Annotated in this window: 14 protein-coding genes; 10 read left to right on the top strand and 4 right to left on the bottom strand. The window is 58.1% G+C overall.

Annotated features, from left to right (window positions below; genetic code table 11):
• Window positions 1-42 precede the first annotated feature (42 nt).
• The 4 genes from gatB to QP915_RS00485 all read left to right on the top strand — a co-directional run bounded on the left by gatB (window position 43) and on the right by QP915_RS00485 (window position 5,457).
• Window positions 43-1,548 carry an Asp-tRNA(Asn)/Glu-tRNA(Gln) amidotransferase subunit GatB gene (gatB, locus tag QP915_RS00500; protein ID WP_198492920.1) on the top strand — a complete coding sequence of 502 codons (1,506 nt, stop codon included), beginning with the start codon at window positions 43-45 and terminating at the stop codon, window positions 1,546-1,548.
• A 138-nt stretch (window positions 1,549-1,686) separates the two neighbouring features.
• Window positions 1,687-2,739: an NAD(P)-dependent alcohol dehydrogenase gene (locus QP915_RS00495; protein WP_284767436.1), complete on the top strand. Its 1,053-nt coding sequence runs from the start codon at window positions 1,687-1,689 to the stop codon at window positions 2,737-2,739.
• Between the two features lie 203 nt (window positions 2,740-2,942).
• A complete protein-coding gene (locus QP915_RS00490; protein ID WP_284767435.1) occupies window positions 2,943-4,370 on the top strand; it encodes a YkvI family membrane protein in 1,428 nt (475 codons plus the stop codon).
• A 16-nt stretch (window positions 4,371-4,386) separates the two neighbouring features.
• Window positions 4,387-5,457, top strand: coding sequence for an aldo/keto reductase (locus QP915_RS00485; protein ID WP_284766246.1), 1,071 nt, complete (start codon window positions 4,387-4,389; stop codon window positions 5,455-5,457).
• A gap of 19 nt (window positions 5,458-5,476) precedes the next feature.
• Here the strand turns inward: QP915_RS00485 and QP915_RS00480 are convergent, their stop codons facing one another.
• Window positions 5,477-6,169 (bottom strand): LysE/ArgO family amino acid transporter, encoded by a 693-nt coding sequence (locus tag QP915_RS00480; protein WP_284767433.1) that lies wholly within the window; start codon window positions 6,167-6,169, stop codon window positions 5,477-5,479.
• Window positions 6,170-6,239: 70 nt separating this feature from the next.
• Between QP915_RS00480 and QP915_RS00475 the strand changes: the two genes are divergently transcribed.
• The 4 genes from QP915_RS00475 (at window position 6,240) to QP915_RS00460 (ending at window position 9,033) form a co-directional block, all read left to right on the top strand.
• The gene (locus QP915_RS00475; RefSeq protein ID WP_284767431.1) at window positions 6,240-7,112 is read left to right on the top strand and encodes a LysR family transcriptional regulator ArgP; all 873 of its coding nucleotides are present in this window, start codon (window positions 6,240-6,242) and stop codon (window positions 7,110-7,112) included.
• Between the two features lie 69 nt (window positions 7,113-7,181).
• Window positions 7,182-8,132: a DoxX family protein gene (locus QP915_RS00470; RefSeq protein WP_284767429.1), complete on the top strand. Its 951-nt coding sequence runs from the start codon at window positions 7,182-7,184 to the stop codon at window positions 8,130-8,132.
• Between the two features lie 123 nt (window positions 8,133-8,255).
• Window positions 8,256-8,726: a hypothetical protein gene (locus QP915_RS00465; protein ID WP_284767427.1), complete on the top strand. Its 471-nt coding sequence runs from the start codon at window positions 8,256-8,258 to the stop codon at window positions 8,724-8,726.
• On the top strand, window positions 8,719-9,033 hold the full coding sequence (locus tag QP915_RS00460) for a transcriptional regulator (RefSeq protein ID WP_284767426.1): 315 nt from the start codon (window positions 8,719-8,721) through the stop codon (window positions 9,031-9,033). Before QP915_RS00465 ends, QP915_RS00460 begins: the two co-directional genes overlap by 8 nt.
• On the opposite strand, the gene QP915_RS00455 is transcribed toward QP915_RS00460, so the two are convergent.
• The 3 genes from QP915_RS00455 to QP915_RS00445 form a co-directional block, all read right to left on the bottom strand.
• Window positions 9,008-10,279 (bottom strand): glycosyltransferase family 87 protein, encoded by a 1,272-nt coding sequence (locus QP915_RS00455; protein WP_284767424.1) that lies wholly within the window; start codon window positions 10,277-10,279, stop codon window positions 9,008-9,010. The two genes, QP915_RS00460 and QP915_RS00455, sit on opposite strands and share 26 nt — an antisense overlap.
• Before the next feature lie 80 nt (window positions 10,280-10,359).
• Window positions 10,360-12,213, bottom strand: a complete 1,854-nt coding sequence (ilvD, locus tag QP915_RS00450) for a dihydroxy-acid dehydratase (RefSeq protein WP_284767423.1) — start codon at window positions 12,211-12,213, stop codon at window positions 10,360-10,362.
• Between the two features lie 54 nt (window positions 12,214-12,267).
• The gene (locus tag QP915_RS00445) at window positions 12,268-12,810 is read right to left on the bottom strand and encodes a PH domain-containing protein (RefSeq protein ID WP_284767421.1); all 543 of its coding nucleotides are present in this window, start codon (window positions 12,808-12,810) and stop codon (window positions 12,268-12,270) included.
• A 307-nt stretch (window positions 12,811-13,117) separates the two neighbouring features.
• Here QP915_RS00445 and QP915_RS00440 point away from each other — a divergent pair, with 307 nt between their 5' ends.
• Window positions 13,118-14,968: an acetolactate synthase large subunit gene (locus tag QP915_RS00440; RefSeq protein ID WP_284767419.1), complete on the top strand. Its 1,851-nt coding sequence runs from the start codon at window positions 13,118-13,120 to the stop codon at window positions 14,966-14,968.
• Window positions 14,969-14,970: 2 nt separating this feature from the next.
• Entirely contained in the window at window positions 14,971-15,489 is a 519-nt protein-coding gene (ilvN, locus tag QP915_RS00435) for an acetolactate synthase small subunit (protein WP_284766237.1), read from the top strand.
• Window positions 15,490-15,583 lie beyond the last annotated feature (94 nt).

Here is a 15,583-nt window from a genome sequence, read left to right as displayed (position 1 = left end):
GGCGTGAGCGCGCGGGCGCATGGACGTATTAAGATGGCACGCATGACTGCTGCGATGTATGACCTGATGGACTTCGATGAGGTCCTAGAAAAGTTCGAACCGGTAATGGGCATGGAAGTCCACGTAGAGCTGGATACGGAAACTAAGATGTTTTCTACCTCTCCTACGAACTTCAACGCAGCGCCTAATTCCAACGTTGACCCGGTCTCCCTGGGCCTGCCCGGTGCGCTGCCGGTAGTTAACTCTAAGGGCGTGGAGGGCGCCATCAAGATTGGCCTAGCGCTTAATTGCTCCATTGCGGAGTCCTCTCGCTTTGCCCGCAAGAATTACTTTTACCCGGACCAGCCGAAGAACTACCAGATTTCCCAGTACGATGAGCCGATTGCCTATGACGGCTACCTGGACGTTGTGCTGGAAGACGGCACCGAGTGGCGCGTGGAAATCGAGCGTGCACACATGGAGGAAGACACCGGCAAGCTAACCCACCTCGGTGGTGCAGACGGCCGTATTCACGGCGCCACGGCATCCCTGGTGGATTGCAACCGTGCGGGCATTCCTCTCATTGAGATCGTTACCAAGCCGATCATTGGCGCCGGTGAGCGCGCGCCGGAGGTGGCAAAGGCCTACGTTTCCGCCCTGCGCGAGCTCGTTGCAGCCTTGGGCGTTTCCGACGCCCGCATGGATCAAGGCTCCATGCGTGTGGACTCCAACCTGTCCCTGCGCCCGGTGGGCCAGGAAGAGTTTGGTACCCGTACCGAGACCAAGAACATTAACTCTCTGCGTTCCGTGGAGCAGGCGGTTCGCTTCGAGATGCAGCGCCAGGCGCAGGTGCTCGAAGATGGCGGCACCATTGATCAGGAGACCCGCCACTATCAAGAGGCCGATGGCACCACCTCCAAGGGGCGTCCGAAGGAAACCGCGGAAGACTACCGTTACTTCAATGATCCGGACCTACCCCCGGTCATCGCTCCGCGCGAGTGGGTAGAAGAGCTGCGCCAGACCCTTCCGGAGCTGCCATGGGTTCGCCGTGCGCGCATCCAGGAAGAGTGGGGCATCAAGGATGAGGAGATGCGCGACTTGGTCAACGCCGGTGCCCTCGACCTTATCGTGGATACCGTCGAAGCCGGTGCGAAGCCGGACGAGGCACGCTCCTGGTGGGTTTCCTACCTGGCCGGCAAGGCCAACGAGCAGGATACCGATCTTGCTGGTTTGTCTATTACCCCGCAGCACGTGGCGCGCGTTATCGCACTCGTTAACGAGGGCAAGCTGACCACCAAGCTCGCGCGCAAGGCCGTTGACGGTGTGTTGGCGGGCGAGGGTGACGTCGACGAGGTCGTCGAAAAGCGCGGCTTGGAGGTCGTGCGCGATGACGGCGCCATCGAGAAGGCCGTAGATGACGCGCTGGCCGCCAACCCGGACATTGTGGAAAAGTACCGTGCCGGCAATAAGAAGGTCACCGGTGCCATCGTGGGTGCGGTCATGAAGGCCACCCAGGGCAAGGCCGATCCGGGCCAGGTCAATAAGCTCATCGCAGAGAAGCTGAACTAAGACCCCCAAATAGCCAGCCGCGTCTATCCCTCCTCAACGAGAGGGGCGTGGCTGGCCTTTTTGGTTTTCCTTCCCCGTTGAAGTTGGTGATAATTTTCGTTAGGCGAGGTCAGTGGGGTTACGCGTAGGGTCGTGGGCATGACAATTAAGAGCAAAGTATTGCAAAAGGAAAGCCCTGAAGCACCATTCAAGGTCGTAGAAATTGAACGCCGCGATCCGCGCGAAGACGACGTGGTCATTGATATTAAGGCTGCGGGCATCTGCCACTCCGATATTCACACGATCCGCAACGAGTGGGGCCAAGCCCACTTCCCGCTGACGGTGGGCCATGAGATCGCCGGCGTTGTGGAAGCTGTGGGTGATAAGGTCACCAAGTTCAAGGTGGGCGACCGTGTTGGTGTGGGCTGCCTGGTGAACTCCTGTGGCGAGTGCGAACAGTGCCGCAACGGCCAGGAGCAGAACTGCCTGAATGGCAATGTGGGCACCTATAACTCCGAAGACGTAGACGGCACCATTACCCAAGGCGGCTATGCCCAGAAGGTAGTCGTCAACGAAAACTTTGTGTGCACTATTCCAGAAGGCATTGACTTTGATGTCGCAGCCCCGCTGCTGTGCGCCGGAATCACCACCTATTCGCCGCTGGCCCGCTGGCAGGTCAAGGAAGGCGACAAGGTTGCCGTAGTAGGCTTGGGCGGCTTGGGCCACATGGGTGTGCAGATCGCGGCGGCTAAGGGTGCGGAAGTAACCGTGATTTCCCGCTCCCTGCGCAAGGAAAAGGAAGCCTATGAGCTGGGTGCGAAGCACATTCTGGCCACCGGTGAGGACGAAGACTTCTTTGCCAACCACCGTGGCGAATTCGACGTCATCTTGTCCACCATTTCTGCCCAGTACTCCCTCAATGACTATCTGCAGCTGCTGAAGCCGCGCGGCATTATGTCCGTAGTCGGACTTCCGCCGGAGGAGCTGGGAATCCATATGAGCAGCCTCGTCGGCGGCGGCAAGGTGCTTACGGGCAATAACATCGGCGGCATTGCAGAGACCCAGGAGATGCTGGACTTCTGCGCGGAGCACGGCATCGGCGCCGTTATTGAAAAGATCGGCGTTAACGATGTTGATGACGCCTATGAGCGCGTGGTGGAAGGCGATGTAAAGTTCCGCTTCGTGATTGATACCGCGACCTTCGACGACTAAGGCGTTAGGTTGATTTCGATGCATCCCCAAATGTGATTTATCACAACATCGGTATGTGTCAGTAGGTGTTTAACGGGTCACTTACGTACCATTCCTTAAGGAACGCATATCGGTGTTGTGTTGCCCACGTGCTGGGGGAGTGGGGGACAAGGGGCCGCGCGCACTAGTATGCGAGAGATATTCGCTACAAAAGTTAGGCAACTGTGTCTTCTAAAAACATTATCGCCATCGCTATGTCCTTCGTGGGCTTGCTGGTCGGCGCCGGCTTTGCCACAGGCCAAGAGGTGGTGCAGTACTTCACCGCCTTTGGTTCCTGGGGTATTCCTGGCATCATTATCGCCGCACTCGTCATGACCCTTGCCGGTACCGTGTTCTTGCAGCTGGGCAGCTACTTCCACGCTTCTGAACACAACACCGTATTCCGCAATGTCACTCACCCGATCGTGTCCAAGTTGCTGGACGTCGCGGTCATCATCACCCTTTTTGCTATTGGCTTTGTGATGTTGGCCGGCGCGGGTTCCAATATGGAGCAGCAGTTTGGTTGGAAGACTTGGATCGGCTCCACGCTCATGCTGGTAATGGTGCTTATCGTGGGCATGCTCGACGTGGATAAGGTATCCAAGGTCATCGGTGCTGTAACACCGACCATCATCATTGCGGTCATTGGCGTAGCCATCTACACCGGCCTCAATATGCCGGATGACATCGGTGCCGCAATGGACGCCTCCAGCCAGATCGACACCCCGATTGGCAACTGGCTCATCTCCGCACTGAACTACAACGGCCTGGCGCTGATGCTCGCTGTGTCCATGTCCCTGGTTATCGGCGGCGACAATATCAGCCCACGCGAGGCTGGCTGGGGCGGCGTTGTAGGCGGCGTCATCTACTCCATCATGATGGGCCTTGCCGGATTCTCCTTGCTGATGAACTCGGACAAGGCACAAGGCTCCGATATTCCGATGCTGTCTCTGGTAGATAGCGTTAACCCGACGCTCGGCTCCATCATGGCGGTCATCATTTACTTGATGATCTTCAATACCGCTATCGGTATGTTCTACGCGTTGGGCAAGCGCCTGTCTGCCGGTCATGAGAAGCGTTTCCCGGTTATCTTCGTTATTGGCTGCTTGGCTGGTTTCGCCGTGTCCTTCGCCGGCTTCAAGACCCTGATGAACTACATCTACCCCGTCATCGGCTACATGGGCATTCTGATGGTGGCCATCCTGGTCTTTGCTTGGTTCCGCAGCCAGTCTCAGATCCAGGATGAGGCTGTGCGCCGTGAGCGTGTACGTGCCCTCATGCACCTGAAGCTGCACCCGGACAAGGCATATGATGCTGAGCGCTATGACGATGAAATTGGCCAGCACATCGAGGACTCCAATATGGACAATGAGGCCCTCTACGATGAGCTGGTGGAGGAAGTCACCGAAGAGCTCGATGGTGACGACGACGTGGACTTTGACAAGGAAAAGTACGAGGAAAATCGCCACGATTACTCCTACTACACCGAGCGTGATGCGGTAGAAACTGACCGCACCCCGGAAGAAATTGAAAAGTGGGTCGAAGAGACCGGCGCATCCGGCGACCCTGAAGAAGATGAGGAGCTGCCAAAGGCTGACAATTCCAAGAGTTAAGCGGACAATGGGTGCCATGAGTATCTATGCACCCCCATCTGACCGTTATGATTCGATGGAGTACCGCCGAGTAGGCAACTCTGGGCTGAAGCTGCCGGCCATTTCCCTTGGCCTATGGCAGAACTTCGGCGACGACCGTCCCCTGGCCACGCAGCGCGAAATCCTGCGCGCGGCGTATGACCGGGGGATTACTCATTTCGATTTGGCCAATAACTATGGCCCTGAACCAGGCGCCGCGGAGGACAACTTCGGCCGCATCTTTGCCCGCGATTTTCGCCCCTTCCGCGATGAAATGATCATTTCTTCCAAGGCGGGTTGGGTAATGAATGATTCGCCCTACGGTTTCGGCGGCTCTCGCAAGTACTTGGTGAGCTCCTTGGACGCTTCCCTGAAGCGCATGGGCTTGGATTACGTGGACATCTTCTACCACCATCGCCCGGACCCGGATACTCCGCTGGAGGAGACCCTATACGCTCTGCGCGATATCGTAGCTTCCGGCAAAGCCCTGTATGTGGGCATTTCCTCTTATGGTCCGGAGCTCACCGCAGAGGCCGTGGAGTTTATGGAAGATGAAGGCTGCCCGTTGCTGATCCATCAGCCGAGCTATTCCATTTTGAACCGCTGGATTGAGCGCCCGGGCGAAGACGGTGAGTCGCTGCTTGACGTTACGGCGCGCAGCGGCCTGGGCGTTATCGGCTTCGGGCCGTTGGCACAGGGCATGCTGACGGACCGCTATATCGACGGCATCCCTGCAGATTCGCGAGCGGCGAAGAATAAGACCCTGGAAAAGGACTGGCTCAATGAGGAAAACCTTTCCATGATCCGTTCGCTCAACGATATTGCAGGCGAGCGCGGTCAGTCTCTGGCTCAGATGGCCATCTCGTGGGTGCTGCGTGACCAGGGGGATCGCACGCTTACCTCGGCGCTGTTGGGTGCTTCTTCTGTGGAGCAGCTCGAGCACAACCTGGGCGCGCTGGACAAGCTTGACTTCAGTGCGGAGGAGCTGGCTGCGATTGACGACGCCGCCCATGACGCCGGCATCAACCGCTGGGCAGGCGCCACCGCCTCGCGCGTTCGCGGCGACTAGGCGCGGTGGTGCTCGTTCCCTAGAGCAGGAGCAACTTGAGCGTTAGGCCAATCATGATGACGCCGATGCCGAAGTTGATCCAGCGCCACACTGTGGGTCGGGACAGCACGTGGGAGAAGCGCGCCGCGCCAAAGCCGATGAAGGGGAACCAGGTGAAGCTGGCGCAGATTGCACCCACGGCGAAAAGCCAGCGCCCCGATTCGCCATATTGATTAGCAATGCTGCCGAGCATGACCACTACGTCTACGTAGGCGCCTGGGTTGAGCCATGTTAAGGCCAGGGCGGTCAATAGCGGCTTAACCCATGAAGGGGAGCGCTTGATCTCGACGCGAGTTGCATTCTTGGTCGTGCTGCGCGCCCGAGAGCCATCGAAGGAAGCGACTTCCTGCGGTGCCTTCGGCTGCGTGGATTCCACCTCGATGGCCTCGCCTTTGGTCTTGAGCGCATCGCGGAAGCAGGTAAAGGTGAAGTACGCCAGGTAAGCGGCGCCGACATATTTCAAAACCTGCAGGGCGTTGGGGAATTTTTCTACCAAGTAGCCCACGCCGGCCGTGCCGGAGGTGATCAGGATGACGTCGGAAAGCGCGCAGACGACAATGATGAGGCCGATGTGGTCGCGGCGGATGCCGTATTTGAGCAGCATGGCATTTTGCGGGCCGACGGCCACGATGAGCGATAATCCCAGGAAGAAACCAGCAAGCACGATGGACATGCCTTCCAGTGTGAATTCCTGGCCTGAATTAGTCCAGTTAATGAATCTACAGTTGGTTTAGAATAGCTTCATGAACCCGGTGCACTTAGAAACTTTGCTTGCCATCGTGGACGAAGGCAGCTTCGATGTTGCCGCTGCCGTACTCGGTATATCGCCGTCTGCGGTAAGCCAACGCATCAAGGCCCTAGAATCGAGCACCGGTCGAGTGCTCCTTCGCCGTGCCACTCCGGTAACCGCGACAGAAGCGGGGGAGATCCTGGTGCAATCCGCACGCCGTATGGCGTTGGTGCAGGCCGAAACGGACGCGCGCCTGGGCCACCGCCTGGCCCGGGTCCCGCTTTCTGTTGCAGTGAACTCGGATTCCCTAGCGACATGGTTTCGTAGGGTCCTTAGCGATACCGCGCGGCGGGGCGATGTTGCCCTGCGCATTCGGATTGAGGATGAGGCGCGCACCTTAGCCATGCTGCGGCGTGGAGATGTGCTTGGCGCGGTAACGAGGGAAGCCACACCGGTCTCAGGGTGTGAGTCTAGCTTTTTGGGTACGATGCGTTACTTCCCAGTCGCGGCGCCGCATATTGCAGAGAGCTTTCATAGTGGCCGCTTGACCTGGGAAACCATGCCGCTGGTGGGGTATGGTCCTAACGACCAGGTTTTGGACGATGCGATGCGGGAGCGCTTCATTGATTCGTCCGTGGTGCGTGCCCGGGTGTCACAGATCCCTTCGTCCGAGGGCTACCTCGAGGCCGTTCGCGTTGGCCTGGGGTGGGGTTTGCTGCCCCAAGCCCAAGCGCTGCCCCTATTGGCGGCAAAAGAGCTGGTGCTTCTCGACGACTCCCCGCTCGATATCGATCTTTACTGGCAGCGGTGGCGCTTGGAATCGGAGGTATTGGGTGAACTTACGCGTTCGGTCATCGAAGCTGCGAGCGACTTGGTGGCCATATAGCGCGCAAGCTCGTGCGGCGCGCCGTGGTGGGTACCACAAAAGTGCAGGCACGTGCCCTAAGTTGGAGCTATGAGCGATAAGCAGCAACCGGATAAAGCCAGCCCGTTTGATGAGGATATGGACGTGCCTACCTACAACGCGAAGCCCGCTAGTAAGGATTCTGTCTCCGGCCAGAAAAAGTCGAAGCCCGGCCTTTTCGAGCGCGCCGGCCGCGCCGAGCCGCAGGAGATCAAGCCTTCCCAGGCGCAGCAGGACCACCCTGAAACCGAGGTACTGTCCTATTCCAGTGCAAATGAAGCCGCACGTCAGGACAGCGGTGCAGGCGAGGAGACCGTAGCCTTCGCACAACCGGAGTCCACCACGCCGGCTACCCCAGAGCAAGAAACGGCACTTGCTACTGCCGACGCCCCCGTAGAGAGCACCCTCAGCACCGAAACCGCAGAGGAGCGCGAGGCGCGCCTACAGGCGGAACAAGAAGAAAAGGAAGGCTATCAGCGCTATGGTCGCCGCGGCACCATCGATTTCGGCCTGTTTTTCATCCGCTTGGCGCTGAGCGCTTACCTCATCGTCGCCGGTGCAAAGGCTTTCTTTACCCTTGGCGATAGTGAGGGATTGTCCGGCCTGGAAGGCGATTTTGCTAACTATGCATGGGATACCGCACTGTCCATCGCGGTGCCGACCATGCAGCTTATCGCTGGTGTGTTCTTGCTGCTCGGCCTCATTACGCCGCTGGCGGCCATGATTGGCCTGGTAGTGACCGGTTTTACTGCCGTCCACGAGCTAGCGCAGACCGATGCCGGCTTGGACGTCTTTAGCTGGCCGGAATCCGTATGGCTTTCTTTGGTCCTCTTTGTCATCGCAGTGGGCCTGCAGTTTACCGGCCCAGGCTTTATCTCCCTAGACTTCAAACGCTCCTGGGCGCGCCGCCCACTGGGTACTTCCTGGGCCTTTGTTCTCATCGGCATCGCCATCCTCGCCGCCCTCTGGTTCTTCGGCGCGGGGGTTAATCCGCTGAATTAGGCGCTAATAGGTTGTCCGTCGCAATAGCGGCGGATTTTCTTTTCCCCTTGCTTTCCGGGGTGGAAAGTATGATACTTTCTAAAGTGGAAAACAAACTGGGCAGTGAAGGGGATAAAGGGAAGCATGGCCATGGATGAAAATGTACGCAAGGCATTAGCCTTCAACGAGGAAGTCAATAGTAAGCCCAAAAGCACCACAAAAACAGCTTTTCATGCACTCTTCTCCATTGTGATAGCCGGAGCTTACTTCGTGATGTCCCAATGGGCGGGGATTATCCCGACCTGGGTCTTTCTCGCCTTTATGGTATCCATGCTCGGACTGCTGTTCTGGGTGGGGATGCACCAGGGGAACGTCCGCCCCAGTTATCGTCAGGACCCATTTAAGGGGCCGGAAACGGATAAAAAATTTTATGGCGGCTTCTTTGTCTGTTTATCCCCGATTTTCTTCCGTCCTTTCCTCGAGGGACACATGGTCGCGGCAGCAATGGCTTTTACCCTGTGGGGAATAGTGACTTTTTGGCTTTTGGAATCCGGAGCTATGGATCCCGCTACGCGCCCAGCGGGGGAAAGGGCACAGAAGAGTACTAATGAATGAGATAGATCCGGTCATTCATCCGCTCAACCGATTTAAGATTTGTGCGGTGCTCAACGCGGCTGGGGCTGTGGAAGGCGCCATCAACAAAGAGATGCGCTTTGCCGCGATTCGAGACAAGGTGAATCAGTCCGATGCCACGCTGTCTAAGCAGCTAAGCGCACTGGAAAAAGAGGGGTATATCAGTCGCTTTCGTGAGTATGGATCCTCGCGTGGCAAGGACACGGTATGGGTGATGCTCACGGCGAAAGGTAAGGCCGCATTCGATTCGCACCTTGCAGCGCTTAAGACGCTAGCGGGGCAGGAGTAGCGGTGCCTGTGCGGCGGTTGCGCTGGGCAGCGTAGAACGCGGCCGCGTACAGCGCGACGGTAAGCACGGTGAGCCAGACAAAGTCATCCACCCAGAACTTTTGGTAGCGCTCCATGGCGTGGACATCGACTTGATCGCCCCACCACCATTTAGGAGGGACGGTCAGCAGCATGGCTGCCCAAGCGATAAGGACGGTCAGGAGGCTGCCCGCAGCCCATCCAGACGGCAGCCAGGTCCAAGCGCGGTAGACAAAGACTGGGATGATGAGCGTGAGCCAGACCCAGTGGTGCGACCAGGAAACAGGGGAGATAAGGAGGAGGGTGAGGGCGGTGACCAATTGGGCGTCGACAAGCAGATGCTCTTCGCACAGTCGCTTGATAAGCCACGCAGCAAAGGCAATAACCACAAGGGAAGCTGCGAGCCACGCAAGGTTGATAGTCAGTCCATTGGCGTCCATGGCTTCCGTAGAAGAATACATGCGCTGAATGGCTCCCTTGATGGAACTATTGGACTGGTAGTCGGTTGCGACGCCGAAGTCGCCGCCAGAGCCCATATCGAGCAATTTAGAGCTGAAGAACTCCACGAATGCGTCCCAGCGGAAGGCTGCGGCGAGGAGAGTGGCAGCGACTGCGGAGAGGAAAGCCGTGGCAATCTGCTTCCATTCCTTGCGCACGAGGAAGTAGAGCAGCATCGCCAGCGGGGTAATTTTGATAGCGGCGGCTAGGCCAATCAAGATACCTTGGGGCAAGAAGCGCTTGCGTGGAACCAGGTCGAGGATAACCAGTGTCATCACCACGATATTGATCTGCGCAAAACCATTGTTGAGGTCAACCGGCTCAAAGCGCAAGGCAATGGCCCAGGCAATGGCGGTAATTGGCAAGAGGAAATCCGGCTTCTTCAGCACCGCCTTGAAGACGAAGTAGAGGCAGACGAGCAAGAGTAGATCGGACAGGACGACCATAAGGTCGCCCGCCATATCGTGGTCAATGCCGTCAAAGGCCGTGAGTGGAACCATGACGAGCGCGCCAAAGGGTGGATAAATAAAGGGAAGTTCAATATCCCCGGCCAGCATGGGCTCGCTATAGACAGAGCGATGCTCAAGGAAGGCCTTGACGCCCTCGCGGTAGACCACCATGTCAATGGGAAAGTCCGTGATGCGAGTGTCTTGAACAACCTTCCAGGCGCCAAAAATGAGGCCCAGCAGAGCTAAGACATAACGAAAAAGTGGGGTGCGCGCGAGTTTCATCGCAGTACACTTTATGCGATCTGCAGGTAAACGGGCGTGCACCCCACCGAGGCTCACAGGGATTTAGCAGTTAATACTGGCTAATTTACATGGCCATCGACCACACGCACCGCGCCGCGATCGGCAGAGGTGGCCATGGCTGCATACGCACGCAGCGCCTTGGTGATGGGGCGGTTGCGGTTCACTGGAGTCCACGGTTGCTCGCGCTGTTCCTGGGCGGCTCTGCGGCGCTCCAGCACGTCCTCGTCCACATCCAGGGTGAGTTGGCGCTCGTGGATGTCGATGGTGATGGTGTCGCCATTTTCGATGAGCCCGATAAGGCCCTGGTGGGCCGCCTCGGGGGAGATGTGGCCGATGGAAAGGCCGGAGGTGCCGCCGGAAAAGCGGCCGTCGGTAATCAAGGCGCATGCCTTGCCCAGACCGGCGCCCTTGAGGAAGGAGGTGGGGTGGAGCATTTCCTGCATGCCAGGACCGCCGGACGGGCCTTCATAGCGAATGACCATCACGTCGCCGGGTTGGACTTCCTTATTCAGGATTATCGATACGGCCTCCTCCTGGGATTCCACCACTCGGGCAGGTCCGGAGAAGGTCCACAGCTCTTCTTCGACGCCTGCTGCCTTCACAATGGCACCGTCTGGAGCCAGGTTTCCGCGCAGGACAACCAGGCCGCCGTCGGAAGAAAAGGCATGATCGGCGTCGTGAATGCAGCCATTAGCGGCGTCAGTATCGAGCTCGTCCCAGCGGTTGGATTGGGAAAATGGTTCGGTAGTGCGCACACCGCCCGGTGCGGCGTAGTACAGTTCGCGGGCCTCATCGGTGGCGTGCGGGTTGCGGATATCCCAGTCATCGAGCCACTGCTCGGCGTTGTCATATAGCGCCGTATGCACCTTCAAGTTCAGGTGCCCGGCGCGGCGAAGCTCTCCCAAGATAGCGGGGATACCGCCGGCGCGGTGGACATCCTCAATGTGGTAGGTGCCATTGGGTGCGACCTTGGACAGGCAGGGCACGCGGTAGGAGATGTCATTAATGTCATCGAGGGTGAAATCCACCTCGCCCTCCTGCGCGGCTGCGAGCGTGTGCAGGATGGTGTTGGTGGATCCGCCCATGGCCATGTCTAGCGCCATGGCGTTGGTGAAGGCTTCCTTGGTGGCGATATTGCGGGGGAGAACGGATTCGTCCTCCTCACCGTAATAGCGGCGGCACATATCGACGATGGTGGAGCCGGCCTTTTCAAATAAGCTGCGGCGGGCCGTGTGGGTGGCCAGGGTGGTGCCGTTGCCAGGCAGTGCCAAGCCGAGTGCCTCGGTCAGGCAGTTCATGGAATTGGCGGTAAACATGCCGGAACAGGAGCCGCAGGTGGGGCAGGCGGATTCCTCTACTTGGGTCAAGCCTTCATCAGATACTGCGTCATTAGCGGAGGCGGTAATGGCGGTGATGAGGTCGGTAGGGGCGTGGGCGACGCCATCAACCACGACGGCTTTGCCGGCCTCCATCGGTCCACCCGAGACGAAGATAGTGGGAATGTTCAGGCGCAGCGCCGCATTGAGCATGCCCGGGGTGATTTTATCGCAATTAGAGATGCATACCAGGGCGTCGGCAGTGTGGGCATTGGCCATGTACTCGATGGAATCGGAGATGATTTCGCGCGAAGGCAGCGAGTAGAGCATGCCGCTGTGTCCCATGGCGATGCCATCATCGACGGCGATGGTATTGAATTCCTTGGGTACGCCTCCGGCCTCGCGCACGGCGTCGGCGACGATATCGCCAACGTTTTTAAGGTGTACGTGGCCGGGGACGAATTGAGTGTAGGAGTTGGCGATGGCGATAATCGGTTTGCCAAAGTCATTCTCCTTGGTGCCGGTGGCCCGCCAGAGGGCGCGGGCGCCAGAGGCTTGGCGGCCGACGGTAGTTACTTTTGAGCGCAGCGGGAACATGGTTTTCAGTCACCATTCCTTCAAGGGATGTGGGGGAGAGTGTAGGCGGCGTATTTAGTTTTCGGCCGAAGGCTTGAGCTCGGGGTGGCGCTCGAGGTAGTCCGCATACTCTTCTTTGCTGAGGAGGACTTGTTGGCCGTCGCGGTGGACAATGACCACCTTGTCATCTGCCGCTTCACGGCCCTGGGTAAGGGCGTCGGGGATGCGGCCGCGCGAGGCCTCCGAAAGTCGTGGGAGCGAGTTGAAAGTAATGCCGGGCAGGCTGTGCTCCGCGCCGGTCTTGGTGCGGGCGAAGGCGCGGGCGCGTTGGAAGCCGATTCCGGCAAAATCGTCCCATGCGATCTGGATATTTTTCCGGAATGCGTAAGAGATAGCGATTCCAGATTCGGAGACTCTGGTGCGGGATTTTATGACCCACCACAATCCGAGGATGGGGATAATGAACAGCCATGCGAGGTATTTGGGGGCCCATCCGATGCTCAGCAGGGCAATGGCGGACAGGATGAGGATGCCCAGGATATGGTCGCGGGATGGCTTGAAAACCTCTGCCTGGGTGGTGGACTGACGAGGTTTGTTGTCCTTAGGTGGTGGAGTCATAGTGTGCAAGCCTAATTCACTTAGGCGGGCAAGGGCGAACCTATTTTTCAGGCGTGTCCCATCACATGGGAATGTGATCCCAAAAGGGGGTAATCGGCACGTGCGCAATACCTATCAGTGTATAGTCATGCCCATGATCATTATTCGACTTCAGGTAGTACCAACGCGGTGGTGACCGCGACGACCGATGACGTCGACGCATTTCGCCCCCGCAGACAGACAAGCCCGCGGGGGCTTTGTTCATATCTGGGGCCGGTATCGATGATGATCAGGACTGTAAAAGACCAATTCAAGGAGCACATTAACCGTGGTTACGACAACTTCGCCCACGCCCGCTTCGGTGGCTGCGGCCTCACGCGCCCACGCTCCGGAGCGGATGAGTGGTGCCCACGCCATTGTCCGCACTCTCGAAGACTTGGGAACCGATCTCGTCTTCGGCATTCCAGGCGGTGCCGTGCTTCCTCTTTACGATGCTTTGCACACCTCGACCAAGCTGCGGCACGTGCTCACCCGCCATGAACAGGGTGCCGGCCACGCTGCCGAAGGCTATGCCCAAGCTTCCGGCAAGGTAGGCGTATGCATTGCCACCTCCGGGCCGGGTGCGACCAACTTAGTGACAGCGCTTGCCGACGCAAACCTGGACTCCGTTCCCATCGTCGCCATCACCGGCCAGGTGGGCAGCAACCTCTTGGGAACCGATGTCTTCCAAGAGGCCGATATCCGCGGCGTGACGATGCCGATTACCAAGCACAACTACATCGTGACAGAACCCAGCCAGATTCCAGCTGCCATTGCAGCCGCATTCCATCTGGCTTCTACGGGCCGTCCGGGGCCGGTCTTGGTGGATATCCCAAAGGACGTGCAAAACGGTGAATTGGAATATTCCTTCCCGGCTACGTTTGATCTGCCTGGATATAAACCGACGACCAAGCCGCATCATCGCCAGATCGTGCAAGCGGTTGAGCTCATTGCACAGGCAGAAAAGCCGGTCATCTATGCCGGTGGCGGTGTCATCAAGGCTGAGGCGGCCAAGGAGCTGCGCGAGTTTGCGGAATTTTCCGGAATCCCCGTCGTGACTACGCTCATGGCCTTAGGTGCCTTTCCGGAATCTCATCCGCTGCACATGGGGATGCCGGGCATGCATGGCACCGTCCCTGCAGTTGCGGCCATGCAGCGAGCTGACCTGTTGATTACTATCGGCGCGCGATTTGATGATCGAGTAACCGGTGATACCTCCACTTTTGCCCCTGGGGCCCAGGTAATTCATGCTGATATTGACCCGGCTGAAATTGGGAAAATCCGCGACGTTGCCGTGCCAATCGTGGGTGATGCCCGCAACGTGTTGGCAGGTCTCTTAAAGGAGTACCGCAAAAACTCCGCGGTGAATTCTCCGCAGGTAGGCCCATGGCGAGATTACCTCGATAGGCTCAAGAAACGGTTCCCCCGTGGCTATGATCCCACTCCGGATGGGCAGCTCAATCCCCAATTTGTGTTGGAAAAGCTGAGTGAAACCGTAGGTCCTGAGGCTATCTACTGTGCCGGTGTGGGGCAGCACCAGATGTGGTCGGCACAGTTCATTGACTTTGAACACCCACGCTCCTGGATCAACTCCGGCGGTGCCGGAACTATGGGCTATGCCGTGCCGGCGGCCCTCGGTGCCAAGGCAGCATGCCCGGATAAGGAGGTGTGGGCGATTGACGGTGACGGTTGCTTCCAAATGACCAACCAGGAGCTCACCACCGCGGCATTGGAGGGCTTTCCGTTTAAGGTTGCCGTCATTAATAACGGCAACCTCGGCATGGTCCGTCAGTGGCAGACACTGTTTTTTAATGAGAACTACTCCAATACCAAGCTGCGAGAACGGGATGTCTATACCCCAGACTTCGTACGACTAGCAGAGGCGCTAGGGTGCGAGGCTATCCGCGTCACCTGTGAGGAAGAAGTGGTGCCGGCCATTGAACGGGCCCGCGCAATCACTGACCGCCCGGTGGTCATTGACTTCATCGTTGGTGAGGACGCTCAAGTCTGGCCCATGATTGGTGGTGGGGCGTCTAACGAGGAGATTCAGTATGCCCGCGGCTTGCGCCCGCTGTTTGATGAAAATGAATCGGCAGCAGAAACTCCTGCCGATATCGACGAGACTATCCAGGAGGTATAGGCATGGCCCCCAGTGACGTTTCCCGGCATACCCTGTCGGTCCTGGTAGAAGACGTAGAGGGAATTTTGTCGCGCGTGACGGGCATGTTTTCCCGACGTGGATACAGCATCATTTCGCTGGTTTCTGCCCAAACGGAAAATCCAGGGATTAACCGGCTGACCATCGTGGTCGATGCTTCCGAAAGGATTATGGAACAGGTGACCAAGCAGCTCAACAAGATTGTGCCGGTCATCAAGGTGGTGGAGCTCGAAACGGACTCGACCGTGGCGCGAGCCCTGATGCTGGTCAAGGTGGCTGCGAATAATGCCAACCGGCCGCAGGTGGTCGATGCCGTTAATATCTTCCGTGCCCGCGTGGTAGACGTGGCACAAGAATCGGTGGTCGTGGAGGCTACCGGCACCCCTGGAAAGCTGGCGGCGCTTCTCGATGTCCTGGAGCCATTCGGTGTGCTCGAGCTGGTGCAGTCTGGTGACGTGGCCTTGGGGCGTGGTCCCAAGGCGATGGCACCCCCGCGAAATTAAATCCCATCATATGGGCATAGCGTCTCATGCAGTGGTACAGTGCTAGGTGGGACGTTGATTCATTGAACTTACAATCACTACAGAATTGAGGACT

Origin of the sequence: Corynebacterium sp. MSK158 (assembly GCF_030229085.1) — a bacterium.
Classification (GTDB): domain Bacteria; phylum Actinomycetota; class Actinomycetes; order Mycobacteriales; family Mycobacteriaceae; genus Corynebacterium.
This window is presented reverse-complemented; position numbering and strand designations above follow the sequence as displayed.

Bases quoted from the DNA above. Each gene is read 5' to 3' on its own strand.
- QP915_RS00485 (WP_284766246.1), top strand. From the start codon at position 4,387: ATGAGTATCTATGCACCCCCATCTGACCGTTATGATTCGATGGAGTAC.
- QP915_RS00460 (WP_284767426.1), top strand. From the start codon at position 8,719: ATGAATGAGATAGATCCGGTCATTCATCCGCTCAACCGATTTAAGATT.
- gatB (WP_198492920.1), top strand. From the start codon at position 43: ATGACTGCTGCGATGTATGACCTGATGGACTTCGATGAGGTCCTAGAA.
- QP915_RS00495 (WP_284767436.1), top strand. From the start codon at position 1,687: ATGACAATTAAGAGCAAAGTATTGCAAAAGGAAAGCCCTGAAGCACCA.
- ilvN (WP_284766237.1), top strand. From the start codon at position 14,971: ATGGCCCCCAGTGACGTTTCCCGGCATACCCTGTCGGTCCTGGTAGAA.
- ilvD (WP_284767423.1), bottom strand. From the start codon at position 12,213: ATGTTCCCGCTGCGCTCAAAAGTAACTACCGTCGGCCGCCAAGCCTCT.
- QP915_RS00480 (WP_284767433.1), bottom strand. From the start codon at position 6,169: ATGTCCATCGTGCTTGCTGGTTTCTTCCTGGGATTATCGCTCATCGTG.
- QP915_RS00445 (WP_284767421.1), bottom strand. From the start codon at position 12,810: ATGACTCCACCACCTAAGGACAACAAACCTCGTCAGTCCACCACCCAG.
- QP915_RS00475 (WP_284767431.1), top strand. From the start codon at position 6,240: ATGAACCCGGTGCACTTAGAAACTTTGCTTGCCATCGTGGACGAAGGC.
- QP915_RS00470 (WP_284767429.1), top strand. From the start codon at position 7,182: ATGAGCGATAAGCAGCAACCGGATAAAGCCAGCCCGTTTGATGAGGAT.
- QP915_RS00455 (WP_284767424.1), bottom strand. From the start codon at position 10,279: ATGAAACTCGCGCGCACCCCACTTTTTCGTTATGTCTTAGCTCTGCTG.
- QP915_RS00465 (WP_284767427.1), top strand. From the start codon at position 8,256: ATGGCCATGGATGAAAATGTACGCAAGGCATTAGCCTTCAACGAGGAA.